This is a genomic window from Candidatus Edwardsbacteria bacterium RifOxyA12_full_54_48, assembly GCA_001777915.1.
Lineage (GTDB): Bacteria > Edwardsbacteria > AC1 > AC1 > EtOH8 > UBA2226.
The window spans coordinates 33,587-58,894 of the sequence record MFFN01000005.1 but is presented as its reverse complement, the minus strand read 5'-3'; the positions used below and the strand labels follow the sequence as shown (position 1 = coordinate 58,894).

Genomic DNA, 25,308 nt, shown 5'->3' with positions numbered 1-25,308 from the left:
ATAAAAAGCGGCTCTATCTCCAGATAGAGCCGCTTTCTCTATTTTTGATTTTATCCCTTGGCTTTTTTCAAGGCATCCAATTTTTGTCGGGTTTTTTCCAGATTTCTTTTTGCCTGGCTGTGTCCGGGATCTGCCGCCAATATTTTCTGCCAGATCTTTAAGGCCCCCTGATAATCCCCGGAGCTGTATAGCTTCGTACCTTCCTTATACAGGGCATCAATTTCAGTGGCTGACAGCTTGGACGGTGGTGGTTCTTTGGCTTTAATGGTAACTCTATCCTGCTGTTTTGGGGCCCTGGCTGCTTGTTTTTCGCTTCCAGCGGACCTGGGTGCCGCTTCTGCTCTTGGAGAAGTATTTATCTTGACCGTGCTCACACCGCCGAACACCACTTTCTTTACCGGACGGATCTTTTTTACCACGGCAAATTCCAGGTGGTTGGATATCTCCCCCTGTTTGATGTTTATCGATCTGGAAGGCTGGCTTTTTAGCTCGTAATCCGGTGGAATACTGTTGAGATCAATGTTCAGTGTCTGCTGGCCGGTGGGAGCATTGGTGATGCGGAACATGCCGCCACCGTTGGAAATTGCGGCAGTGTTGGAGGGCTGTATTATGACCATAACCCCGGACATTCCGTAATCGTCTCCGTCAAAGACCCCGTTATTGTTGTTATCCACAAATACCCGCCCTTTGATCCCACCCAGGGCCGAAACGGTAAAATTGACCAGGGTGGACCGCCAGCCCCCCAGGGAAGCCTGCTTCTCTCCGGCGCCGATGATGTTATATTCGGCCGAAAGGCTTGCCATGTCTATTTTAACGGTTGGGTTGCTGCTGTTGATATTGGTGAAGGAGTATTTTCCCCTGGCATCGGTGATGGTCTTTCTGCCGTTGGAAAGATTCAAGATTATCCCGGGCAATCCGAATTCCCCGGCGTCCTGAAAGCCATTCTTGTTGGCGTCCAGAAACACCAACCCCTCCAGATCGTTGCCGGAGATGTCGATCCTTCTGGTGACGAAAAGGCCCAGCCGCGACCTGTCGCGCAGGTAGAAGAAGCCGGTATCCTGGGCGATATTGTTCTCGTTCCACCAGGAGAGGTCCAGCAAGTATTTTTTCGAAAGGTTGAATTTCAAATTCAGGCTGGCAACCATGCTTGTATTATTCCTGTCGCGTTGGTCGACCCGCTGATTGAATCCCAGCTCGACAATGGCCCGGCTGCCGCTCCATAGCCCGGCATTGGTTCCAGCCCGGTAGCGATTGTAATATCCGGAGGTTGTCCTCCGGTTATCGCTCCACCGGTCAAATTCCCCGCTCAGCCAGAAGGTGGCCAGCTGCGACCGGTACTGTGGTTTTACCATCCACAGCTGCCGGGAGGCGTCCATTGACTGATCTATTTTCTCTTCCCGGTTTTCAACCTGGTATTTGAATTTCATTTCCAATTGGTTAAACTTTTGGCTCAATTCCATCGTTTGTCCATCGGAAACATACCGCCTGGCATTGGGCCCGCCCCAGCTAACTTTGTTATCTCGGCTGGTATAGCTGACCTTCAGAGAGGGAAGGTTTGATAATTTGACACTGGAGCCCGCCCCCCAGCTGTTGGTGATCATGGGATAGAGGGTATCGCCGTCGGCATTGTAGTTAGTAAATCTGCCGTCCATTCTTATTATCTCGTTCGGCCTCCAGCTGGCGTAGAACCTGGGGCCGTAATAATTCTTGGTCTGTAGGGGACGGAAATTGGCTCCCAGAAAGTCCAGGCCGGCCGAGAAACTGTATTTTTTGGCAGTCCAGGCGATGTTGGCAGAAACCCAGGGAGCCGAGCGGGAGATGATCACTCCGGTCCTCTCCTCTTGGCGTTTCTTCCAGGCCGTAGCCATCATCATACTTAAGCCCTGGGACATCGTTATATCCATCTGCTGGCCAAACCCGGTTGCCCTCCGGTAAAGGGAGTCGGCAGGCAGGCTGCTGGATTCCTTATAGAGGAATATCTTTTCGGAAAACCAAGCGGCCGGTTTATAACCCAAGTATGAACCCAGCACATTGCGGCTGCTTAACGAAGCGCTTTCCCGATAAAGGTCCGAGGGGGTTCCCCCGAATACCCCGGCAGTTAAATTATCATACTGATAATCAGCACTGGCGCCCCGTATGCGGTTGTTCCAGAGACCGGCATTGTAGGGCAGGTTGGGGTTGTTATCCCCCAAGCCTACACTGAGCAGGCTGTGGCCGAAAGACATCTGGTTGAATGCCAGCCTGACGGTTTGAAGGTGAATCTGCTCCAGGCTGCTGTAGTACATTGAGAATTCGGACAAAAGCTTAAAATTGTCCATTTTCTTTTCAAGAGCACTTTTCAGGGTATGGCGGTATTCCTGCTGACCGTAGTATTGCCCGACCAAACTATTGCCCTCCTCAAAACCATAGGTAAAATAAAGCTGCTCCGCAGCCCAAGTCAGGGTCGGGCCGGATATCAGCAGTATAAATGTGATTTTAAGAAAGTTGCGCATCTAACCTTTTATTTTTTTCAAGGCGTCCAGTTTGGCTTTGGTCCGTTCCAGGTTCTTTCTGGCGGTGGTATTTCCGGGGTCGGCTTTTAAAAGTTTCTGCCAGGTGGAAAAAGAAGATTGATAATCTCCCGTCGTATATTGCTTGGTGGCCAGACTAAAGAGGCTTTTTATCTCCTCGGGGGAAAGCTTGACCGCCGGCTCCATCGGCTTGGCCGCTTTGCCGGAGATTTTCATGGGGCTTTTCGACTGCGGTATCGGCCAGTCGTGCCGGGGGACTTCTGTCGCCACCAGATTGACCATGGTCTCTCCGGATAAAATCTCGGCTCCTCCGTAATCCACCATGGCAATCAGGTTATAGCTGCCGGGTTTTATGTTGGCCAGCGGGATCCTAAAGACCCGCTCGGATTTTGGCAAAACCGCCTGATTATCCTCATTGAAAGCCAATTTATCGACCGTCCAGCCATCATTGGTTTTTATTTCCACCGTACCCCTGGGGCGGATCAGAACGTTTCCTTTATTTAAAACCCCCAGTTCTACCTGGGCGGTGGTGGCTTTAACCGTATTGTGCAATGATAGCGAGCTTAACTCCCCATCCTTGTGCCCGGTGCCGGTGACATTGATGACGAACAGGGTGCCAACCCTGACTGATAAACGGCTGCCGCTGTTCTTGGCCCCATCCTGAGGTTTGGTATGAAAAAAAATTGATGCCAGATAGGTTCCCGAGGCATTGTCCGGAACCTTTAAAGTATAACGGATCTTCTGGTTGGTGCCTTGAGAAAGAAAGAAATTTTCCGGGTTGACCAAAAACCAGGATTCACACGATGTGGCCAGAGTTCCTCCCTCGGGAAAAAGAAGCTCGCCGTATATATCCATGCCGACATCGGTAATATAACATAATACCTGGGTTTTTTCCTTCCCCTTGTTATCCACGCTGATAACTCCGGTCCGGCTCTCACCCGGCACAACGCTAATGTCCACCCTGGACGGCCAAACGTTTATGGAAAGCGCCCCCTGGCCCAAGGCAAAGGCTGTTGATAAAATGGTAATCAGTGTTGTTGCAACGATATTTTTCATCACGATCGGGCTCTAAAATTAAAGTCAAAAGCGGGGCACCCCTTAAATAAGTGATGCCCCGCCTTGTTGAAATGCCAGCTTACGGGGTGGCGGTCAAAGTATAGGTGATGACGTTGGTGTACAGACCGGCAGCCGCAGGTGCAGGGATGGTTAGGCTCAGGGTGGTTGTTAATGCAAGCCCCGCCGCAATCTTGTCTTCCGCAGGCGTTGCTGACGTGTAGGCCGTGGCGGGTGCTAAGGAAAACTCACCATTGACCCAGGTACCGGCTCCACCTGCTCCGGCATAGGTGAAGTTAGCCGACGGGATCGATTCCAGGGCTACATCATTGGTCAGGTCACGATCCTTGTTGAGCTGCAAACCCCAGGGTATCTTTTGATTCGACCTTACGGTTGCAACCACATCTGCCGGCGTTGCAATATCGCCCGGCTCCAACAGGCCAAAGTCAATTGCCGCCACATCCAGCGTAATTGACCAAATACCATTGACAGTTACCTGAACATCCACGGTGGCTGTTTCGTCCGCAGGCTGGGCCAGTGCCATCCCGGCAAACAGAGCGATCACCAAGCTGGCAAGCAAAAGTTTCTTCATTTTACCTCCTTGTTTGTTTAGTTGATAATTATTTTTAATTGTTGTCTTGACAATAATTGCATGCAATTTTTATTCCCATTTGGGAACAATGTTCGTTCCACAATATTTTGTTATTCTATTATTAAAATACCCCACATTTAGATTTCTACAATTAACTTCTTTTTATATGTGCAAATTCTTCTCTTGCTTTTTGCATATATATAACTTATTAGACGTCAATACTGATACACAAGGATAATCTTTTATAACTTGGTATTGCCATTGTAGGTTGAATAATAGCTATGCTTTGATGCTTATTGATTGTCGTGACGGACAGGCAACATCTTTTAGTGGTTAACGTTTTTCTTTGTCATCTAGGCTTCTGCCAAGTTACAGTGAATTTGTGAAAAACCATGACCCCGATAGATCGGGGCGACCTCCTGCGTCGTCCAAATGGTGGGCGATGAGGGGATCGAACCCCCGACCTCCTGCGTGTAAAGCAGGCGCTCTAACCAAGCTGAGCTAATCGCCCGACCGCGTAATCCTGAGCAATACTTTCTGCCTGCCCGGTGAAGGACAAGCTGAGCTGATCACCCAATCATAAATAAAGGCCTTTGTATGATTGTAGTATATATCATTTTAGACTGCTTTGTCAAGCAATACCCCGCCCGGAAATAAAGCAACACAAGCTAAGGAATATTTTAAATATTCCTTAGCTTGTTCATATAACATCTCTTTGTTTTAAGATCTATATTTACCAATTGGGCTTGATACTAAACGCCACCATCATTTGGGCTCGGCCACAAAAGATGCTTCAAATTGGTGGTCGCCAGCCGGCGTATTGTCGCTCAATAGATATCTTATATCCAATGAAACTTTAGAGCCTCTCTCGATCTTGTAACTTTCATATATATCGTGCAGACTCCCGGTGGCTTCACAGAAATTCTTTTCTCCGGACAACCTATACAGTATTTTACCTTTTATCTCATTGTTCTGAGGTTCTATCTGGCCCATTACCCTGGCGCCATCGATGCTATTGCACCACACTTTGAGAACAATAGCTTTCGGCAGATCAACATACCCTCTGGCTTTATCTTCGTTGCCGACATTTAAAATATTTGATGCGCTCAGAACTTCGAGCCTGGCCTTTTTGGCTACGCTCACCGATACGTTAACTGTCCGAGTGACATCGCTGGGAGTCAATAAGGCAACGGTTTGGCTGTATGCGAACTTTGCGCTTATCATCAGGACCATGATTGATATTATTTTGACATGCTTTTTCATTTTTTCTCCTAACAGTAATTAAAGCACAGAGCATGCCATAATAAATCAATCTTTATATCATATTGGATCCCTTTGTGTTAGATGAATAATTTTGAAAATATATATTTCATTATTTCAAATATTTGTCACATATTTTTGACAAAAGAACCAAGCTAATGACAAAGCCCCGGCGTGTAAAACGCCGGGGCTTTGAAACTCTTAAATTATTCTCCCAGATCGCCCATATAGCCAATGGGATCTACCGGGGTGCCGTTCATTCGGACTTCATAATGCAGATGAGGCCCGGTGGAGCGCCCGGTGGAGCCCACAAATCCGATCACCTGGCCTTTTTTGACCCGATCGCCTATCTCAACATTGAATTTAGAGAGATGTCCGAATCTGGTGGTATAACCTGTTCCATGGTCCAATTCTACCAGATTGCCGTAATCGCCCACCCAGCTCCTGATGGTCACCACCCCCTCGGCCGGTGCGCTTGCCGGCGTACCGCGGGGCACGGCGATATCCAGTCCGTAATGGTTCTCCGAATGGCCGCTCCTTTTCCATCTCCTGACCCCGAAAGTGGAGGTCAATTTGCCAAACAGGGGCGCCAGTTCGGGGGTAGCCGAAAGCAGGCATTCCTTGGTCTCCAGATAACCGTCAATTTTTTTAAGCTCAGAAACCTGCTGGAAGATATCGGGGATGACCCTGGCCTCCAGTTGGGCCGTTTCAACAGGCATATTGATATCATATCGGCCGAGGGTGATGGGCGACTCCGGACCGCCGGCGGCCTCCCCCTCTTCCACTATGTTGGCGGTCTTGAAGCCGGCCTGGATCTTGACCTTGACCGCCAGTTTTCGCAGATTATCCACCTGCCGGGCCAGGCTGCCCACCGAGGCCAGATAATTGCTGCGCTCCTTTTTAAGCTGGGCCTGGAGCGATGAGATGTCGTGGGATAAAGAGTCCTTGACCTGGTCATATCCCTTGCGCTCTTCCTTTAAGACCTCGTTCTCCTTGAAGGTGGGCTCGAAGGCGGTCTTGAGCTTATGGTGGAACAGGTAATGCCGGGCGATGAAAAAGCCGGAGATACCCGCCGCCGCTATAGTTGTCAGCAAAATGGCATTCAGCCACCAGGAGTGAAAGAACACCGACTTTCCCTGCTCCCCGTGATGCGGCAGGATGATGAAGGAATAGGACTTTTTAAATATCATAAGCTCCCCTTTTGCCACCAAGACACTAAGACACTAAACCAAATCGTGAATCGTAAATTGTGAATAGTGGTATTTGTGCTCTTTGTGCCTTTTGTGGTTAATTAGGTTTAAGTACCCCCAGCTTCTTCCCAACCTTGGTAAAAGCTTCGATGGCCTTGTCCAAATGCTCCCGCTCGTGCGCCGCAGATATCTGGACCCGGATCCTAGCCCGGCCCCGCGGCACCACCGGGTAGAAGAACCCGACCACATAGATGCCCTCGTCGTAAAGCATCCGGGACATCTGCTGGACGATCTCGGCCTGGTGCAGAATGATGGGCACTATGGGGTGTATCCCCTCCCGGATGTCGAACCCGGCCTCCTTCATATTCTGCCTGAAGTACAGTGCGTTGCTCATCACCTTGTCGCGCAGGGCGGTGGATGTCTCCATCATCTCGATGGCCTTGATGGTGGCGGCAACAACGGATGGGCTGATGGTGTTGGAGAACAGGTAGGGCCGGGAGCGCTGGCGCAGGATGTTGATGATCTCCTGGCTGGAGCTGATGCATCCACCAGAGGCCCCGCCCAGCGCCTTGCCGAAGGTGGTGGTGATGATGTCCACCCGGCCCATCACGTCGAAATGCTCATGGGTGCCGCGGCCGGTGGGGCCCACGAAGCCGCTGGCGTGGCTTTCATCCACCAGCACCATGGCCTCGTAGGATTCCGCCAGGTTGCAGATCTGCTCCAGCGGGGCCAGGTCGCCGTCCATGGAGAACACCCCGTCGGTGACGATCATCCGGAAGCGTTTGTTCATGGTCTGCTTCAGGTGAGCTTCCAGGTCGTGCATGTCCATGTGCTTGAAGCGGCGCCGCTCGGCCTTGCATAATCTGATGCCGTCGATGATGGAGGCGTGGTTCAGCTCGTCCGAGATCAGGGCGTCCTCCTCGCCCAGCAGAGCCTCGAACACGCCCAGGTTGGCGTCAAAGCAGGAGGAATACAGGATGGCGTCCTCCATGCCCAGGAATTTGGCGATCTTCCGCTCCAGCTCCTTGTGTTTGTCCTGGGTGCCGCAGATGAACCGGACCGAGGACAGCCCGAAGCCCCGTTCTTGCAGGCCCTTTTGGGCCGCGGCCACGATGGCCGGATGGCTGGAAAGGCCAAGATAGTTGTTTGCGCAGAAGTTGATGACCTCCTTCTGGGGCGAGTTGGCCGGGTATTCCACCTTGATGCTGGCCGCCTGGGGCGTGTGGATGTAGCGCTCCTCCTTGAAAAGATCGGCGTTCTGCAGTTCCACCAGTTCGTTGCGGTAAAATTCCTTTACCTTGATGTGAAGTGCCATGATGAGTTGGTGATTACCCCTTGTGTTATATTAGAAAGATAAAAGTTAACTTACTTAATTGTTTACCGGTATATGCGGGCCTTCAGTGGAACTTTCAGTTTGTTTCCTAGCCTGCGTCAATAGAAAAAGTAAATAATCTACATAACCAAGCAATTGATAAACACGGGCGTATGTAAAATTGGGTATCAACCTATGCATTGATTCATTTCGGAAAAACCCCACATATCCTAAAAAAAGAAGATGAGCACTTTCTTGTATTGATGGATCATCACTAAATACTAACTTAGGTTTGGTGCCAGCAATAGCTGCATTCATTAATTTTACACCCACAAGTTTTTCTTTTATATCTGCAATCTTTCTTACTCTATCTTCTAAAATTGTACTGATTTCTCTAACAACTGTATCAAATCTCTCAATTTCATGCTTTTCTTCAAATTGCTTTAAAAGATCTAAACAGCGTGTTTTTAGTTCTTGATCAATTATTGGTATTTCGTCAACAAATACTAACTTATCATTATATTGAATTATTGGCTGTTTTGATAACCCGGTTTTCTCTGGCAGTTGTTGTGGTAACACCATTTCAATAAAAATATTTGCAGGTTCCAAATCTTTCATTAAACCTAGTTCTAAAATTTCTGTCATTTTTGCAATTCTTTCATCTATTGCAGAAAGAAGTTTTTTAGGCACACCATAACCATTCGTAATTAATTTTTCCCTTTTAGCCTTATATTCCTGTAGTTCAATCAATCCACCTGCTTTTAAAAGTCTCAAATGAAGATAGTTTATATTCATATCCACCATATCTTCTGGATCACTATATTTTTTAATTAATTCATCACCCCAATTTATAAATTTCTCAACATACAATAAATCCTTTTCAAATGATGTATTGTTAAGATCAAATTCCATTCTTACTTTATCAAATACTGTCATTTTTTGATACAGCTTTTTTAAACCACTTTGTAAAATCTGGAAGGTTTTTAAATAAAACCATATATGCCCTGTAGAGGCCCAATCAGATGGGATACTTTTAGGTGTATCAGTGTCGGCCATTTATTTTCCTTTCACTAATAAACAATAGCACAAACGGCGGGACGGGAGTTAAATCCCTTCCCGCCGCATAGTTACTCTCTAAATTACGGCTTGCATAAAACAGATTGCTTCATTAGTCAGGCACATGGGTCTTCTCGCAATGACACGTAAGCCCATATGCAGGCATGCTTGCAATGACGCCCCCTCTCCAAATTTATTTGGAGAGGGCCGGGGTGAGGTCAAGACGGCCTGGATTCCCGCCTGCGCGGGAATGACACCTAAGTAAAATTACTTAGTGTCTTAGTGCCTTAGTGGCAAAGGTTACAGCCCGTACTTGGCGATGATCTCGTCCTTCTTCAGCCCCAGTATCCCGTACTTCTGGCCGATCTTGGTGAAGGCCGCCAGGGCCTTGTCCAGATGCTCCATCTCGTGCCCGGCCGAGATCTGGGTCCTTATCCGGGCCTGCCCTTGGGCCACCACCGGGAAGAAGAAGCCCGTCACATAGATCCCCTCGGCGTAAAGGTCTCGGGCGATGTCCTGGGACAGCTTGGCGTTGTACAGCATTACCGGAACGATGGGGGTGTCGCCCTGCTTCAGGTCGAACCCGGCCTTGGTCAGGCCCTCGCGCCAATACTTGGTGTTCTTCTCCAGCTTGTCCCTGCGGTCGGTGGATTTGGACAGCAGTTCCAGAACCTTGATGGACCCGGCCACCACCGCCGGAGGCATGGTGTTGGAGAACAGGTAGGGACGGGCCCTCTGCCGGCACATCTCGGCAATTTCTTTCGGGCCGCTGACCGAGCCGCCGGTGGCGCCGCCCAGGCCCTTGCCGAAGGTGGTGGTGATGATGTCCACCCGCTTCATCACATTGTGGTACTCGTGGGTGCCCCGGCCGGTCTTGCCGATGAACCCGGTGGCGTGGGAGTCGTCCACCATCACCATGGCATCGTACTTGTCGGCCAGGTCGCAGATCTTGTCCAGCGGCGCGATGTCGCCGTCCATGGAGAACACCCCGTCGGTGATGATCATCCGCAGGCGGCAGCTCTGGGCCTCCTGCAGTTTCTCCTCCAGGTGCGACATGCTGTTGTGCTTGTAGTTGAACATCTGGGCCTTGCACAGCTTCAGGCCGTCGACGATGGAGGCGTGCACCAGCCGGTCGGAGATCATGGCGTCCTCCGGGGTCAGCACCACATCGAACAGCCCGGCGTTGGCCTCCATGCAGGAGGGAAACAGGCAGGTGCCCTCCATGCCCAGGAACTCGCTCATTTTTTCTTCCAGCTCGTTGTGAATGTCCTGGGTGCCGCAGATGAAACGGACCGAGGACAGCCCGTAGCCCCGGGAATCCAGGGCCTGGTGGGCCGCCTTGACCACCTCGGGGTGGCTGGACAGGCCCAGGTAGTTGTTGGCGCAGAAGTTCAGCACCCACTTGGGCTCGGCCCCCTTGGGGTATTCCACCTTGATGCTGGCGGCCTGGGGCGACTGGATGTATCGTTCTTCCTTGAAGATCCCCTTGTCCTTCATCCCCTGGAGTTCTCCGGAATAGAAATCCCTGGCTTTGGAACTATAGGCCATCGTATCTCCTAACTGTTAATTCTTGATTGAGCTTGTCACCCTGAGATTGCTGCCCGCTTGGCAGGTTGAAGGGTGACCCTGCCATCTCTCAGCCAGTAAGGCAAAGATGCGATCTCGGGATGACAATTGATGAATTGGTTAGACCTGCACTCCAAATCTCTTGATCAGCTCGATGATGTTGTTGACCGAGTCGAAGGCCTCCGGGGTGGCGGCATCGTCCGGCAGCTTGATCTGGAATTTCTTCTCCAGGTAGGTCTTCAAAGAGACCATGGAGAACGAGTCCACGATCCCGCTGGAGATCAGCTTGGTGTCCTCCTTGACCTCCATGTCTGAATCCTCGTCCAGGTATTCTTTTTTCACGTATTCTATGATCATTTTCTTTATGTCGTCGGACATTGTCGTCTCCTTAGTTTTGGGCGATTGTTATCTTTATCCACAGATTTCCCAGATTAACACAGATTTATTTTTCAGGCTTAACTACCATCAGTGATTCACTGCAATAATCCGTGGATCGTTTTATTTACCGATGTTTTCTGACCTATCCCAGCTTCACAGATATATCCGCTTTTAAATAAGAATTATCTGCGGCAATCTGCGTAATCTGCGGATGGTTCACGTTCCTAATCGTTTTCCAAAGTCGAGATATCGCCGATCTCCTCGCCCCACTCCTTGGCCCGCAGCATCCGGCGCATGATCTTTCCGCTCCGGGTCTTGGGCATCGAGGCCATGAACTCTATTTCCTGGGGCATGGCCAGCGGCGACAGCTTCTTGCGAATGAAGTTCATGATCTCCATCTCCAGGTCGCTGGAAGGCTCGAAGCCAGGCTTAAGGGCAATGAAGGCCTTGACCACCTCCATGTTAAGGGGGTCGGGCTTGCCCACCGCGGCCGATTCGGCCACCGCCGGGTGTTCCAGCAGGGCGGACTCGATCTCGAACGGGCCCACCAGGTGCCCTGCCGTGTTGATGACATCGTCATCGCGCCCCACGAACCAGTAGTAGCCGTCGGCGTCGATGCTGGAGCGGTCACCCGAGAGGTACCAGCCGTTCTTGAACTTGCCGTCGTAGGTCTCCTTGTTGTTCCAGTAGGCCCGCATCATGGAGGGCCAGCCGGGCCGGAAGGCGATCAGGCCCACCGTGCCGGGCTTGTCCACCGGCTCGAAGGTCTTGGGATTGACCACGCTGGCGATGATGCCGGGGAAGGGCTTGCCCATGGAGCCTGGCTTGACCTTCATCCCGGGATAATTGCAGATCATCATGGCGCCGGTCTCGGTCTGCCAGAAGGTGTCGTAGAATGGCTTGCCAAATGCTTTTTCCGACCAGATCACGGCCTCGGCGTTGAGCGGCTCGCCCACGCTGGCCAGGTGACGAAGACTGGAGAGGTCGTGCTTCTTGACGGCGTCGAATCCCTCCTTCATCAGCATCCGGATGGCGGTGGGGGCCGAATACCACATGGTGACCTTCATCCGCTCGATGAAGGCGTACCAGTTCTGGGCGCTGAAGCCGGCGTCCAGCACCACCTGGGTGACCCCGTTGGCCCAGGGCCCGATGATGCCGTAGGAGGTTCCGGTGACCCAGCCGGGATCGGCGGTGCACCAGTAGATGTCGTCGGCTTTAAGATCCAGCACCCACTTGGAAGTGATATATTGGGCCACCAGCGAATTGTGGACATGCTGGGCGCCCTTGGGCTTTCCGGTGGTGCCGGAGGTGTAATGCAGGACCGAAGGGGTCTCCCGCTCTACCTTGACAATATCGAATTTCTCCACCCGGGGCAGTTTTTCCATACCGAAGGAGACTTCGCCGGGATTGAGCGGTTTGTCATCGGCATCCACTATGATGATGGTGGCCAGCTCCGGCAGGTCCTTGCGGATCCGGCGCACCTTGCCCGCATGTTTTCTGGTGGTGAGGATGGCCTTGGTCTTGGCGTCATCCAGCCGGGTGATCAGCGCCTCCTCGCCGAAGGCCGAGAACAGCGGCTGGGCGATCCCGCCCATCTTGAGGATGCCCAGGAAGCAGATGTACAGCTCGGGGATCTTGTCCATGAACAGGCAGACCCGGTCTCCCGGCTTGACCCCCTGGTCCTGGAGGAACTTGGCGGTGGTGTTGCTGTAGGCCCGGATATCATCATAGGTGTATTTTTTCACCTCGCCGGTGAATCCCTCCCAGATCAGGGCCGGCTTTGAGCCCAGACCCTTTTCGCAGATCCGGTCACTGCAGTAGTAGCCTATGTTGTACTGCCCGTCTTTTCCGTACTCCAGCTCCTGTTCCGATATCTTCCAATCGAAATTCTTATAGCGCTCCTCGTATGACCCGATGTTGCTCATCCCGTTATCTCCTATTTATTGATATTTTCAATTATTACATAGGCCACTGCGAACTCCCCGGCTTCCGATACCGAGGCATGGATGGAATGGCCGCCGCCGGCCGGCAGCATTTCCAACAACCGTCCGGAGAAGCTCACCCGGATATCCTTTGTCACCCGGATATCATGCCAGTAAGATCCCCGGCTGAGGCCGCACCCCAGGGCTTTCAGAACGGATTCTTTGACCGCGAACAAAGATGCGTAGAACAGGTCCCGGTTGATCTTGGGAGCGTGGGACAGTTCATCGGATGAGAGGAACTGGGCCAGAAATTCTTCCTTGTCCTTGAGTTTTTTGAACCGTTCCACGGCCACTATGTCGGCCCCGATGCCAAAGATCATCTTACTCAAATCCTAAGCACGAAACTCGAAACTTGTCTTGAGCAAAGTCGAAAGATCCTTAACAATATCAAAATACGAATATATAATTCTCAAAACTGTTTTGAGTTTAGTGTTTCGATATTAGCACTTGTTTAGCATTTAGGTTTTATTTATTCCTAAAATGCCTGCAATTGGAGGATTATATCATCTGCGTTTTTTTAAGTCAACGCCCTCCGGGGTGAACTAAAAGGCCAGCTGAACCTGGACGGCGAACTCGTCGTTGTGCGGCGCGCCCGGCTGTTCCACCTTCTTGCGCATATAGTTGGCATAGATCATGGCATTGGTCCCCGATAGGTAATAGTTGGCTCCCAGCGTCAGCCAGGCGGTGCCGTCGTCTGAACGCTCAGTATCGAACTTGTCCCAGCGGGTCAACACCTCGATTTTCGGGTGGGGTCGCAGGCCGAGATGGGCATAGTATCCCCCGCTCTTGACCAGGCCCCCCGAGAAAGGCAGCCGGTCCTGGCCGGCTATGGCCTCGCTGCGGACGGTCAGGAGCATCGATTGGCCGAGCTTATGTTCTATGCTGAATCCTCCCCCGTAGCGGTTCTTGAGGGTATCCTGGCTGCCCTTTTGCACCGAATTCCCCAGCCAGGAGTAGCCCAGAAGCTGCAGGAAGCCGGCCGGTTTAGCGGTAGCCGAGAACAGCAGATCCTTCCCTTTGTTGTTATCGGCATAGTTGTTGGCTGGATAGCCGTTGAACACCCCGATGGACAGTTCCATGGGTTGCAGCTTGGTGGTGGTCTGTATCCCCATCTGCCGCCACATGGCGTATTTGGTCAGGATGACCGGGTAGTTGATCATCTCCAGCGCGGCGGTGGAGCGCGGCATATATAAACTGAATGACGGTATGAACCTCCCCAGCATGAGGTCTGTCTGGGGCAGATATCCGGCAGCCTGGATCCGGGCATCCAGCAGGGCCGGGCTGGTCAGTGCCTCCAGCTGGATCAGATACTTGAGCCGTTGCTCGGGAAGATCACCGTTCAGGATCAGCCGGACCCGCTTGGCGGCGAAGGACCACTTGCCGGTCTGGGAATAGCCGTAGACCGTCTGGAGATTTCCGCCCAGGCGGAGTGTCCCCAGGCCGACCTCCACCGGTGCGGCCGCCAAAGTAATTGAGGGCAAAATAAGTGCCGCAGCCAGCACAGCTATCCAGATGGTTTTTCTCATGCCCTTCCCTCCTGAACTTCGTTTCTGGACTGCCGGGCGGCCTCCTGGCGCTGGGTCAACAGGGAGACCACTACCAGGGTCAGAAAGCTTAAGGGCACCGAGATGATGGCCGGGTTGTTGATGGGGATCAGGGACTTGATATGCGGCAGGTGATAGACCTCGTTGATGGTCTCCTGCGACATCAGTATCATCCCCAGGGCCGAGCCCAGGCCCACCAGTATCGAGGCCAGCACCCCGCGGGAGGTGGTCTTCTTCCAGAAAAGGATCATGGCGATGGTCGGCAGGTTGGCCGAGGCGGCCACTGCGAAGGCCCAGCCCACCAGGTAGGAGACGTTCATCCCCTTGAACAAAATGCCCAGCACCATGGCGACAATGCCGACGCCCACCGCGGCCAGCTTGCCCCACATCACTTTCTGGCGCTCGTCCATCTTTACCTTGAAGAACTTGTCCATCAGATCGTGGGCCACCGCGCCCGAGGAGGCGATGATCAGTCCGCTGACCGTGCCCAGCACCGTGGCGAAGGCCAGGGCCGAGATGATGGCGAATATCGCCACCCCGAACGACTTGGCCAGCAGCGGGGCCGACATGTTGTCGTTGGTCAGGTCCAGCACCCCGTTGACCATGGCCCCCAAGCCCATGTACAGGGTCAGCATATAGAACAGGCCTATGGCGGCGATGGCCACGATGGTCGACTTCCGGGCGCTGGCCGGGTTGGGCACCGTATAGTAGCGGATCAGCACATGCGGCAGGGCCGCAGTGCCGAAGAACAGGGCGATCATCAGCGAGATGAAGTTGACCTTGTCGGAGGTGGTGGCCCCCTTGGCGCTGTCCACCTTGAATTTCACCCCCGGCTTGAGCACTTCTTTGCCGGCGATAGGCTGCTGGTAATAGACCGTCACCTTATCCTCGCCATCCTTCAAGCCCATAAATTTAAGCCAGCGCACCACCGTTCCATCCTTGATGGTCTTGATGAAGCTGAAGAAATCGGTGGTGCCGGACTTCTGGACCTCCTGGCCGTTTTCGACCAACCGGCTCATGTGGCCCACCTGGTAGAATTTCCCATTCTCCTTGGGCTCCCCGTTGTAAAGCTTGGAGCCATCGGGCCGGACAGCGATGGTCTGTGTCTCCTCCAGAAGCATCTCGGCGGGATTGAGCTTCCAAAACGAGGTCTGCCCGTCTTTAACCAGCTTGACGAAGACCAGTTTCCCGGCGTTCTCGGAAAAGACTCCCGCCACCGCATGGCCGTTGTCAGCCAATATTATGTTCTGGCCGTCCCAGGAGACGACCTTGACGGTGTGAAAATCGCGGAAGGGCACGTCACCACCTTGGTCGGGCTTGGTGGAAACGCCGCGGGACAGCACCAGGAATACCAGTATCAGGGAGAAGACCAGCAACAGCCCGCCCTTGAGGAACTGGACATAGGTGGTGGAGGCCATACCGGCCGTGGCCACGATGATGATCACCAGGGTGCCCACCATGATCACCCCGAACTCATGGGGCAGGCCCAAAAGCGGGGTCACCAGGCTGCCGGCTCCCACCATCTGGGGGATCAGGTAGAAGATGGACACCAGCAGGGTGCTGATGGCCGCCGCCAGCTGGATGCCCTTGGAATTGAACTTGGCGTTAAGGGCGTCGGTAAAGGTGTACTTGCCCAGGCGCTTGATGGGCTCGGCCACCACGAACATGGCCACCACCCAACCGGCCAGATAGCCGACGGAATACAGGAAGCCGTCGTAGCCCGAGAAGGCGATCATGCCGCAGATCCCCAGAAAGGAGGCGGCCGAAAGATAGTCCCCGGCGAAGGCGATGCCGTTGACCGACCAGTGGATGTTGCCGCCGGCGGTATAGAACCCCGAGGCGGATTTGGTCTGGCGGGCGAAATGGTACGATATGGCCAGTACTGCCACCACGAAAGTGCAGAAGATGGCGATGGCCCAGGGCGATACGGCGTAATTCATGAGTGTCCCTCCTCCAGCGCCTCGGCCTCTTCAGCGGGATGCATGTTTGTCATCACTTCCTCGGCATGGGTGCAGATGTGGTTGTAGATGGCGGCCAAGAATATGGCGAAGATGATCAGTAAAAATCCATAGACTATGGCCACGTTGAAACTTCCCACATCAACCGCCATGAAGCCGGGACTGACCACGTTGATGACGATGAAACCGGCGTAGATGGTGGCATAGAGGGTCACAAACCAAAGCCCCAATACCCGTTTGATCGAGGCCGCATGATCCTTGGCCCATTGGCTGGAGGGTTCGTGCATTGACTATCTCCTGTTTTGGGATTTGATAAAATTGATATATCGGGTCTGTGTCTGTCTTGGAGGTTAATGATACCAAAAATCTGTCCCCCGATGCAATATTAAAAACGCCTGATCGCCTTATCGGCAGATTATTTTATTTGACCGATCTCAGCCTTGCCTGAGCAACAGATGACACAGTTGCAGAATCCGTGATAGATGGCGCAGATCCCGCCGAACAGGCAGAACAATCCCCAGAACAGGGGCAGGCCCAGGATATGGGCCAGGTCCGGCTTGGCATGGGGCAGCAGGTAGATGCCGTAGGTGATAAGGAAGCACCCGCTAGTGACGATGATGTGGCCTATTATGATCGTGGGCTGGCGCCCGCCCCGCCAGCCCAGGTAGATCAAAGACAAGCCGATGACCAGCGGGATGAACTTGGCCGGGTTCTCACTGGCGATAATGCCCCAGGCCCCGAAGGCGGCCAGCAGGATGCCCAGGATAAAGCTGATGGGGGATTTGATATTCATTTGATTCCCTTCCTAATGCAAATTAAATGACCCCTCGCAACGAGGGGTCATAATGATCTATTTGATTCCCATTCTCTTTCTGGCCGCCTCCAGCTCCTTGGGATCCGGGAACAGCACCGCCTTGCCGCACTGCCGGGGGTTGCCCATGGCCGCCTCGAACCCCTTGGCGAAGTCCTTGAGCTCGAACAGATGGGTGACGATGGGCTTGATGTCTATCCGGCCCGAGGTCAGCAGATTGCGCACCCGGTACCAGGTGTCGAACATCTTGCGTCCGGAGATGCCGTTGATGGTGATGCCCCGGAACACGATCCCGTTGGTGTAGTCAACCGGGACGGGGGTGGTCGAAGGCACCCCGAAGGCGCTGTAACGGCCGCCTTTGCGGATCACCTTCATGCCCTCCTCGATGGCCGAGGGTGCGCCCACCATGTCCAGCACCAGATCGGTGCCGTAGCCCCCGGTGTGGTCCCGGATGAATTCCAGGCGGTTGACCGATTTGTCGGAGATGTTCAGGGTATGGTCGGCCCCCATTTTTTTGGCGATGTTCAAGGCGAAGTCCGACATGCCGATGATGAATATCTGCGACAGCCCGCAGACCCGGGCCAGCCCGGCCGCGAACAGTGCGGTGGGCCCATCGCCGTAGATGGCCACGCTCTTTCCGGCCACGTCGGCGTCCTCGCCCAACAGCGTGTAGCAGGCGTTGCCCATCGGCTCCTGGACGGTGGCCAGCTCCGGCGGGATGCTCCTGTCATTGACCCAGCAGACCGACTCCGGCAGGGTGAAGTATTCGGCGAAGCAGCCGTTGTGATCCACCCCCACGATCTTCATCCGTTCGCCGATGTGCAGCTGGCCCAGCATGGCCTGCAGGTCGCCGGGATCGTAGATGTGGGTCTCGGCCGAGATATAGTCGCCCACCTTGATCCGCTTGCAGTGCGGCCCCACCTCCACCACCTCGCCGGCCACCTCGTGGCCCAGTATCTGGGGAAGTTTTTTGGCTCCGATCCGGTCCTGGGACCATTTGTTCCACTCGTAGATGTGAACGTCGGTGCCGCAGATGGAGGTGGCCAGCACCTTGACCTTCACCCCGTCGGGCTTTGGTTCTGGGATGTCTACTTCCTGCCACTCGGCACCCAACTGGGGCTTGGTCTTGACCACCGCCTTCATTTTTTGGGGCATGAAAGAACTCCTTGATTGTATATTTTTTATTGTTTTTGGTAATCAGCTTATGACGGAAAGCGTCCGGGCTATTTCCGAATCCACCGCTGCCTGCTCGGCACCCTGCTCCAAGGCCACCCGGGCATAATTCCGGGCCGCCTGCCGGGCCGGTTCCATCTGGCCCAGACGGGAATAACATTCCATGAGATAGGCCCAGCCGTCCTTCAGTTCCAGCGGCAGTCCCCCGGCTTGGGCCAGTTCTATTCCCTTTTTGATATCGGCGATACCGGTCTCGTTCCCGTCCCGGAATACTCTGGTCCTGCCCAGACAGCTGTAACCCCGGGAAAGAAAAGACGATTCCTTCATCTTTTGCGATAGTTCGATAAGCCTTAACAGGCATTTCTCCGCCAGGTCATATTCTCCTGCTTCAAAATGGAACAATCCGGCCTCGCCATCCCGATAGGCTCTTATGTGGGGATCTGTCAGTTTCCGTTCATTCATGACCTGATCGACCTGGCGAAGCAGCTCTCTGGCTCCTTTATAATCCCGCTCCTCTGTCAGTATCCCGATCTGCATCAGCAGATTGTTGGTTATGCCGCGGTAGTCCTGCACTGTCCGGCGCAAGTTCAGCGACCGGTTAAGCAAGGACTTGGCCTGAGGTACGTCCTTGAGGGCCAGCACTATTTGCCCCATGGAATAAAGCACATGGGCGATGCGAAAGATGTCGTTCTGCCGCTCGAAACATTCCAGGGCCTGCCGGTATAATTCAAGCGCCCTGGTGTAATTGCCTTGAATGTTATGGATATTTGCCAGGTTATTCCGGACGATCCCCACCGATGTTTCCATTTCCATTTTTTTATATTGGTCCAGGGCCTGTAGGAACGAATGCTCGGCCATTTCAAAACTGCAGCACCGCAAGTGAATGTTTCCCGATGTGTTCCAGGCGCTGGCCAGAATTTCGACGTGCTCCGCTCCGCCCTCCGATATTACCACCCGGGTCAGTTCCAAACCTTCATCGAGTTTGCCCCAGAGATAGTAAAGAGCTGCCTTTTCGGATAAGGCCCTATATTTCAAATTTCCCTGATTGAACCTTTCGGCCAGTCCTATTGCCCTGTCCAGCCGCGATTCCGCCTGCGGATAGTCAACCAAAAGTTTAAGGACCAACGAGCTGTTTACCAAGAGTTTTACTACTTCTTCGGCAGTTATTTTAATTCTGACTCGCATCAGCTTGATTGATATATGGCTCAGCAAATATCCCGGGAATCCAAAATGACGGTCACCGGTCCATCGTTATTTATCTCCACTAACATTTTGGCTCCGAACATTCCGGTCTGCACCTCTATGCCGTAAGATTTAATTGCAGTAATTAGTTTTTGGTACAGCGCTTGGGCTTTTTCCGGAGCGGCCGCATCGGTGAAGGAGGGACGCCTCCCCTTCCGGCAGTCGGCATACAGGGTGAACTGGGAGACCAGCAGGATGCCTCCCCTGACATCCAGCAGGGAAAGATTCATTTTACCTTCGGCATCCTCGAATATCCGTAGATTTACCGCCTTCTCGGCCAGTTTGCCGATGACCGCCTCGTCGTCCAGATGTGAAAATCCGGCCAGGATAACGAGACCCTGGCCGATCTTCCCGGTAAGATCATTTTCGACGGTTACCGAAGCCGAAGAAACGCGCTGAATCACTAGACGCATGATTTTAAAAAACTAAAAAATAGAAAATCAAATATAAAAACTCTAGCATGTCAGCAAGGCCGCTTTATTTTCTCTTGGACTTTTTCACCGGCTTTCTGGCGGCTGCTTTTTTATTTTTGGCTTTTGGTTTTTGCTTTTTGGCCGCCGCTTTTTTCTTGACAATTACTTTTTTAGCCTTGGGTTTTGCTTTGGCGACCGTTTTTTTGACTGCTTTCTTTTTGCCCGCTGCTTTTTTATTTTTGGTTTTTGCTTTTTGCTTTTTGCCCGCTGCTTTTTTATTTTTGGTTTTTGCTTTTTGCTTTTTGCCCGCCGCTTTTTTATCTTTGGTTTTTGATATTTTATTTCCCTTAGGCTCTGTCTTCTTGGTAGCCACATAGGCCGTCCGGGCCTCTTTGACCTCCGTTTCCGACAGGTGCGGCAGCACCGTGGCCACCACCTCCGGGAAATCTATCCCGTTGCGTTTCAGGGTCTCCAGGGTGGGGATCCCGTTGGAGGTCCAGCCCCGCCGCTTGTAGACCGCATCCACCAGCTTCTGGTAGCGGTCCTCCCGGTATTTGCGGTGCAGGGCCATCTTCTCCTCGATGGACTTTCCGGCCGGGTCTATCTGCATCCATTCCTGTAGCTGTTTGTCATATCGTTCCTGGCGGGACTCGTATTCCTCCTTGGTGACCGGCCCCATGGCCCGGTAGGGCGGCTGGTCGTATTTCCGGGTTCCCTTGCCCATCCGCAGGTCGAACACCCTCTGGAACTGGTAGACCCGCTCCGACATTTTGATGATCTCCTCCTTGGTGATCTCCCGGCCGGTGACCCCGGAGAACAGGTCCACGTAATTCTGAACGTGCTCCGGCACCTTGGCCGCGTCCATGGGGGCGTTCTTGGTGCGGTTGTCGCCGGGCTCGATGTCGTTCCAAGGCAGCTTGCACAGGCCGTTCAGCCCGAACCAGGTGCGGAACATCGGGAAATAGTACAGGGCCTCGGCCTTGTCCTCAAAGGTGGGGATCTGGTTGTTGACCATGTCCATGAAGATCACCCAGGCCTCGTCGTGCTGGGGGCCCTTGTTGGTGAGGTAGTAGCCGCCCTGCTGGGCCAGCGATTCTTTTGACATGTATTCCGACTGCTCCAGCCCCTTGCCCTCCAGCCCGATGTCGTTGAGGAAGGCGTAGTCCCCCCAGCCCTGGTCGGCGAAGATCCTTTTCATCCGCTGCACCCCCTGGCCGGCGATCAGCCCAAAACCCTGACCCTTAGCCATCTGGTGCATCAGCTCTAATTGCGATTCCCCCTTGCCCCAGCTCATGTCCAGCCCGCCGGTGCGTTCGGCGTTGAGGATGCCCCGCTGCCAGCATTCCATGATGAAGCCGGTGATGGTGCCGAAGCTGATGGTGTCGATGCCGTAGGTGTCGCAGTAGAAGTTGCATTCGATGACCCATAAGGGGTCGAAGATCCCGCAGTTGGAGCCGCAGCCGGCCGCGGTCTCGTACTCCGGGCCGTCCACCACCACTTTGTGGCCCTTGTAGGGGCCGGTGCGCAGGGCGAACTCATCCACCCCGTGGGCGCAGGCCATGGAACAGCCGTACCAGCATCCGTCCGGGATGCCCTGGGTGAATTGTTTGACCCACATGGTCTTGTCTATGTTCTTGGTGTCGGGATGGCTGCCGTACTGGAAGTTCATCACCGGCAGCAGGTCGTAGGCGTCCATCACGCTGACGATGTTGGTGGTGCCCACCTTGCGCATGGTGCACATCTTGTCGTCGAAGTCGTGCATCTCCTTGTGCAGTTTGACCCCGGCCCGCTGGATCCGGCCCAGGTCGGCCGGATGGTTCATGTCGCCCTTGACCTGCGGCCCGTGAACGATCAGGGCCTTGAGGCCCTTGTCGCGGAACACCGTGCCGATCCCTCCCCGCCCGGCCTGTTTTAAACGGGTCACCTTGCGCCGCATGTCGTAATAGGAGAAGTTCAGGCAGCCGATCAGGCTGTGGGCCGCGGCGGCCCCGGCGCTGACCACCGAGACGTTGCGCAGGTCGGCCTCGTCCGTGGCATACTCATGGGTGAACTGCTCGGCCGCCACGTGGGAGTCCAGGGATTCCTGGGGGGCGGTCTCGAGGGTGACCTTCCCCTTGACCCCGTCGATCACCACGATCACGTCTGCCTTGGCCTTGCCCTGGATCTCCAGGGCGTCGAAGCCGGAGAATTTCAACAGCGGGCCGAAATAGCCGCCGACATTGGAGTCGATGGGAATGTTGGTGATGGGCGACAGGGCCACCACCAGCGATTTGCCGCAGCCCGGATACTGGGTGATGCCGCAGATCGGGCCTGGGGAGATGATGATGTCGTTCTCCGGGTCGTTCCACTTGGTGGTGGGCTTGATGGCGTCCCACAGATATTTTAATCCGAAGCCCCGCCCGCCGGTGAAGGTCTGCTTCATGGCCTCGCCGATCTTCTTCTCGGTGAACTTCAAGGTGCCCAGATCGATATGCAGGGAGCGGTTGTTGTAGCCCTTCTGGGGCAGGCTGGGAGTGAAAGAATGCTCGGCCAGCACTTTATGAGCCGCCTTCATCGCTTCGATGCCTTCGGTGTATCTGGTATATTCAAAGACCTTGTTCTCGTCCATTTTTCTTCTCCTAATCTTTTTGCTTTTCTCCCTCTCCTAATGCGTTAGGAGAGGGCAAGGGTGAGGTCCGTGGGGCACGATGCATCGTGCCCTTACTGTTATCAGATTACCGTTCTGCTATCTCCAGCGCCTTCTCGGGGCAGGCCCTGGCGCAGATCCCGCAGGCCACGCACTTGAAGGGCTCCCGCTGATCGGGGTGGGTGCGCATGGACAGGGTGGGGCAGTAGCCCACGCACATCAGACAGCCCACGCACAGTTTCTTGTCCAGCATCACCACGCCCTGGCTGTTGCGCTTGAGGGCCAGCACCGGGCACACCGCTATGCATTCGCCGCACTGGTTGCAGACGTTGATCTCGAAACCGGCCTCGGTCTGCTTGACCCTGATGGCCGATTTCTCCGGATCCTCCACCTTAAAGAAGGCCTTGGAACAGGTCTTCTCGCAGGCCTTGATCCCTTTGCACAGGGATGGATTGGTCTTCAGATACTTCATACCCGCATCCTCTATATTTTTAATGCTTTATTATTGGCACGAGGAGTAATTTTAGCACCTATAAAAGCCAAAATCAAGGATAAAAAGGACAAATAAAAAAGGAGCGGCAACTCCGCTCCTTTTAATAACTTGCTATTAAGGCGTTTTTAACGTATCCGGCAATTCTTTGGAGAAAATATAATAAGCCGCTGTTGAGGTTATGGGAGCAAGGGCAAAAGTGATTAAGGTTGCGTCCATATTAGATCTATTTTTATCTGATAATAATGCAGTTGCACCGGCCACTGCCAATGAAGGCAAAACAGTTCCGGCCAAAGCGTGCCAATACGACCCTTTCCTATACTTCTTCCCCGTACCATACACCCCATAACTGCACCCGGCAACTGTCCCGATCCCTGCACCTACCACACCACCTAATAACCCTGCCCAGTTTTCAGAGTTACTTTCTGTGCCAGAAGGATCAGTATATATCATACCAGCCATTACCCCGACACCACCACCAACCAATAGACCAACCCCACCCCACATAGTGCCACTGGCGGTTGTTTTAATGATAGAACCGTTATTAACCCTTCTCTTGTATGGCAACGAATTTTCTTCATTTGAACTGGCGATCGTGCTTTCAATATTGGGTTTTATCGTATCCGCCTGTACATACTGCCGGCTGAACAGCTCGGCATTGCTCAAGGTTGTCACCGGCTGGGTCTGGGCGGTCAGAATTGTAACCGAGGCAAACAAGCCGCATAAAGCAGAAATAACTATCCTCATAGATCCATCCTCATGATCATTTTATAATTTACATGATATTACAGCACTATATTACTTGTCAATAAAATTATCTGTGCCCCTGCCAACCCGGCGGCTTAAAATGCTTGCCATAACAATGCCGTTTCGTGTATAATTGAGCGTCATTAAAATTACTCAAGGAAGCAAAATGGATATATTCCAGAAATGTTTCGATTTTAAGGAGGCCCAGCTGGCCCGCCAGGCCGGGCTGTATCCCTATTTCCACCCTCTGTCCTCGGCCCAGGAGCCGGAGGTGATAATAGACGGCCAGAAGATGATCATGATCGGCTCCAACAATTACCTGGGCCTGACCACCCATCCCCGGGTCAAGGAGGCGGCCGTCAAGGCCATCGAGAAATTCGGCACCGGCTGCACCGGCTCCCGCTTTCTTACCGGCACCCTGGACATGCACAACGAGCTGGAGGCCAAACTGGCCAAGTTCCTGAACAAGGAAGCGGCCCTGGTGTTCTCCACCGGCATGCAGACCAACCTGGGCGTCATCTCCTGCCTGGGCACCAAGGATGATATTTTGATCACCGACAAGTTCGACCACGCCTCCATCCTGGACGGCTGCCGGCTGTCGTACTCCATGATGCGGCGTTTCCAGCACAACGATATGGATAGCCTGGAAAGGCTGCTGAAAGGGCTGGACCATCATAAGGGCAAGATGATCATCGTGGACGGTATCTACAGCATGGAGGGCGACATCGCCAACCTGCCGGAGCTGGTCCGCCTGGGCAAAAAATACAATGCCCGGGTGCTGGTGGACGATGCCCATGGCCTGGGGGTGCTGGGCAAGCACGGCCGGGGCACCGCCGAGCACTTCGGCCTGGAGCAGGAGACCGACCTGATGATGGGCACCTTTTCCAAGAGTTTCGCCGCCATCGGCGGAGTGGTGGCCGGCGATTTCGAGGTGATAGACTACGTCAAGCATTTCGCCCGCAGCATGATCTTCTCGGCCGCCCTGCCCCCGGCATTGACCGCCGCCGTCTCGGCCGCGGTGGATGTTCTTCAGGACGAGCCGGAGTTGCTGACCAAGCTGTGGCACAATGCCGACAAGATGCTGGCCGGCTTCAGGGAAATGGGCTACGACACCGGGGTGGCCTGCACCCCCATCATTCCGTTGATGATCGGCTCCCGGGAGAAGGCCTTTGCCCTGTGGAAGCACCTGATGACCCACGGTGTCTTCGCCAACCCGGTGATGTCCCCGGCGGTGCCCGAGGGCCGGGAGATGATCCGCACCAGCTTCTCGGCCGCCCACACCGAGGCCCAGCTGGACAAGGTGCTGGAGGAGTTCCGGTCCGCCGGAAAGGAACTGGGGCTGATCTGAAGATCTCTTGGTTATTTTGGAGGGCGCCCTGGCGCCCTCTTTTGCTTTAGGCTTGAC

At 53.7% G+C, this 25,308-nt stretch carries 22 protein-coding genes and 1 tRNA gene; 1 reads left to right on the top strand and 22 read right to left on the bottom strand.

What is annotated here, in order from left to right:
* Positions 1 to 50: 50 nt before the first annotated feature.
* From A2273_08725 to A2273_08620, 22 genes are all read right to left on the bottom strand, one after another.
* Positions 51 to 2,492: a hypothetical protein gene (locus A2273_08725; protein ID OGF07013.1), complete on the bottom strand. Its 2,442-nt coding sequence runs from the start codon at positions 2,490 to 2,492 to the stop codon at positions 51 to 53.
* Entirely contained in the window at positions 2,493 to 3,455 is a 963-nt protein-coding gene (locus tag A2273_08720) for a hypothetical protein (protein OGF07012.1), read from the bottom strand.
* 190 nt (positions 3,456 to 3,645) lie between these two features.
* Positions 3,646 to 4,155, bottom strand: coding sequence for a hypothetical protein (locus A2273_08715; protein OGF07011.1), 510 nt, complete (start codon positions 4,153 to 4,155; stop codon positions 3,646 to 3,648).
* A 433-nt stretch (positions 4,156 to 4,588) separates the two neighbouring features.
* A tRNA-Val gene (locus A2273_08710) sits at positions 4,589 to 4,666 on the bottom strand.
* 254 nt (positions 4,667 to 4,920) lie between these two features.
* The gene (locus A2273_08705; protein ID OGF07010.1) at positions 4,921 to 5,418 is read right to left on the bottom strand and encodes a hypothetical protein; all 498 of its coding nucleotides are present in this window, start codon (positions 5,416 to 5,418) and stop codon (positions 4,921 to 4,923) included.
* A gap of 203 nt (positions 5,419 to 5,621) precedes the next feature.
* The gene (locus tag A2273_08700; protein ID OGF07009.1) at positions 5,622 to 6,605 is read right to left on the bottom strand and encodes a hypothetical protein; all 984 of its coding nucleotides are present in this window, start codon (positions 6,603 to 6,605) and stop codon (positions 5,622 to 5,624) included.
* Positions 6,606 to 6,702: 97 nt separating this feature from the next.
* Complete coding sequence (locus A2273_08695; protein OGF07008.1) at positions 6,703 to 7,920, bottom strand: glycine C-acetyltransferase; 1,218 nt, start codon at positions 7,918 to 7,920, stop codon at positions 6,703 to 6,705.
* A gap of 54 nt (positions 7,921 to 7,974) precedes the next feature.
* Positions 7,975 to 8,973 (bottom strand): hypothetical protein, encoded by a 999-nt coding sequence (locus A2273_08690; GenBank protein ID OGF07007.1) that lies wholly within the window; start codon positions 8,971 to 8,973, stop codon positions 7,975 to 7,977.
* Positions 8,974 to 9,273: 300 nt separating this feature from the next.
* Complete coding sequence (locus A2273_08685; protein OGF07006.1) at positions 9,274 to 10,521, bottom strand: glycine C-acetyltransferase; 1,248 nt, start codon at positions 10,519 to 10,521, stop codon at positions 9,274 to 9,276.
* A 138-nt stretch (positions 10,522 to 10,659) separates the two neighbouring features.
* Entirely contained in the window at positions 10,660 to 10,917 is a 258-nt protein-coding gene (locus A2273_08680) for a hypothetical protein (GenBank protein ID OGF07005.1), read from the bottom strand.
* 224 nt (positions 10,918 to 11,141) lie between these two features.
* Complete coding sequence (locus tag A2273_08675) at positions 11,142 to 12,842, bottom strand: acetate--CoA ligase (GenBank protein ID OGF07004.1); 1,701 nt, start codon at positions 12,840 to 12,842, stop codon at positions 11,142 to 11,144.
* Between the two features lie 11 nt (positions 12,843 to 12,853).
* A complete protein-coding gene (locus A2273_08670) occupies positions 12,854 to 13,219 on the bottom strand; it encodes a holo-[acyl-carrier-protein] synthase (GenBank protein OGF07003.1) in 366 nt (121 codons plus the stop codon).
* A 222-nt stretch (positions 13,220 to 13,441) separates the two neighbouring features.
* Entirely contained in the window at positions 13,442 to 14,425 is a 984-nt protein-coding gene (locus A2273_08665; GenBank protein OGF07002.1) for a hypothetical protein, read from the bottom strand.
* Positions 14,422 to 16,383, bottom strand: coding sequence for a cation acetate symporter (locus A2273_08660; GenBank protein OGF07001.1), 1,962 nt, complete (start codon positions 16,381 to 16,383; stop codon positions 14,422 to 14,424). Before A2273_08660 ends, A2273_08665 begins: the two co-directional genes overlap by 4 nt.
* Positions 16,380 to 16,688 carry a hypothetical protein gene (locus A2273_08655; GenBank protein ID OGF07000.1) on the bottom strand — a complete coding sequence of 103 codons (309 nt, stop codon included), beginning with the start codon at positions 16,686 to 16,688 and terminating at the stop codon, positions 16,380 to 16,382. The genes A2273_08660 and A2273_08655 overlap by 4 nt, the downstream gene beginning before the upstream one ends.
* A gap of 128 nt (positions 16,689 to 16,816) precedes the next feature.
* Positions 16,817 to 17,194, bottom strand: a complete 378-nt coding sequence (locus A2273_08650) for a hypothetical protein (protein OGF06999.1) — start codon at positions 17,192 to 17,194, stop codon at positions 16,817 to 16,819.
* A 57-nt stretch (positions 17,195 to 17,251) separates the two neighbouring features.
* The gene (locus tag A2273_08645) at positions 17,252 to 18,367 is read right to left on the bottom strand and encodes a hypothetical protein (protein OGF06998.1); all 1,116 of its coding nucleotides are present in this window, start codon (positions 18,365 to 18,367) and stop codon (positions 17,252 to 17,254) included.
* Positions 18,368 to 18,409: 42 nt separating this feature from the next.
* Entirely contained in the window at positions 18,410 to 19,510 is a 1,101-nt protein-coding gene (locus A2273_08640; protein OGF06997.1) for a hypothetical protein, read from the bottom strand.
* Positions 19,511 to 19,590: 80 nt separating this feature from the next.
* Positions 19,591 to 20,040, bottom strand: coding sequence for a D-tyrosyl-tRNA(Tyr) deacylase (locus tag A2273_08635; GenBank protein OGF06996.1), 450 nt, complete (start codon positions 20,038 to 20,040; stop codon positions 19,591 to 19,593).
* 64 nt (positions 20,041 to 20,104) lie between these two features.
* Complete coding sequence (locus A2273_08630; GenBank protein ID OGF06995.1) at positions 20,105 to 22,648, bottom strand: aldehyde:ferredoxin oxidoreductase; 2,544 nt, start codon at positions 22,646 to 22,648, stop codon at positions 20,105 to 20,107.
* Between the two features lie 106 nt (positions 22,649 to 22,754).
* Positions 22,755 to 23,138: an aldehyde:ferredoxin oxidoreductase gene (locus A2273_08625; protein ID OGF06994.1), complete on the bottom strand. Its 384-nt coding sequence runs from the start codon at positions 23,136 to 23,138 to the stop codon at positions 22,755 to 22,757.
* A gap of 135 nt (positions 23,139 to 23,273) precedes the next feature.
* Positions 23,274 to 23,903: a hypothetical protein gene (locus A2273_08620; protein ID OGF06993.1), complete on the bottom strand. Its 630-nt coding sequence runs from the start codon at positions 23,901 to 23,903 to the stop codon at positions 23,274 to 23,276.
* A gap of 166 nt (positions 23,904 to 24,069) precedes the next feature.
* Between A2273_08620 and A2273_08615 the strand changes: the two genes are divergently transcribed.
* Positions 24,070 to 25,251 carry an 8-amino-7-oxononanoate synthase gene (locus A2273_08615; GenBank protein OGF06992.1) on the top strand — a complete coding sequence of 394 codons (1,182 nt, stop codon included), beginning with the start codon at positions 24,070 to 24,072 and terminating at the stop codon, positions 25,249 to 25,251.
* Positions 25,252 to 25,308: the final 57 nt, after the last annotated feature.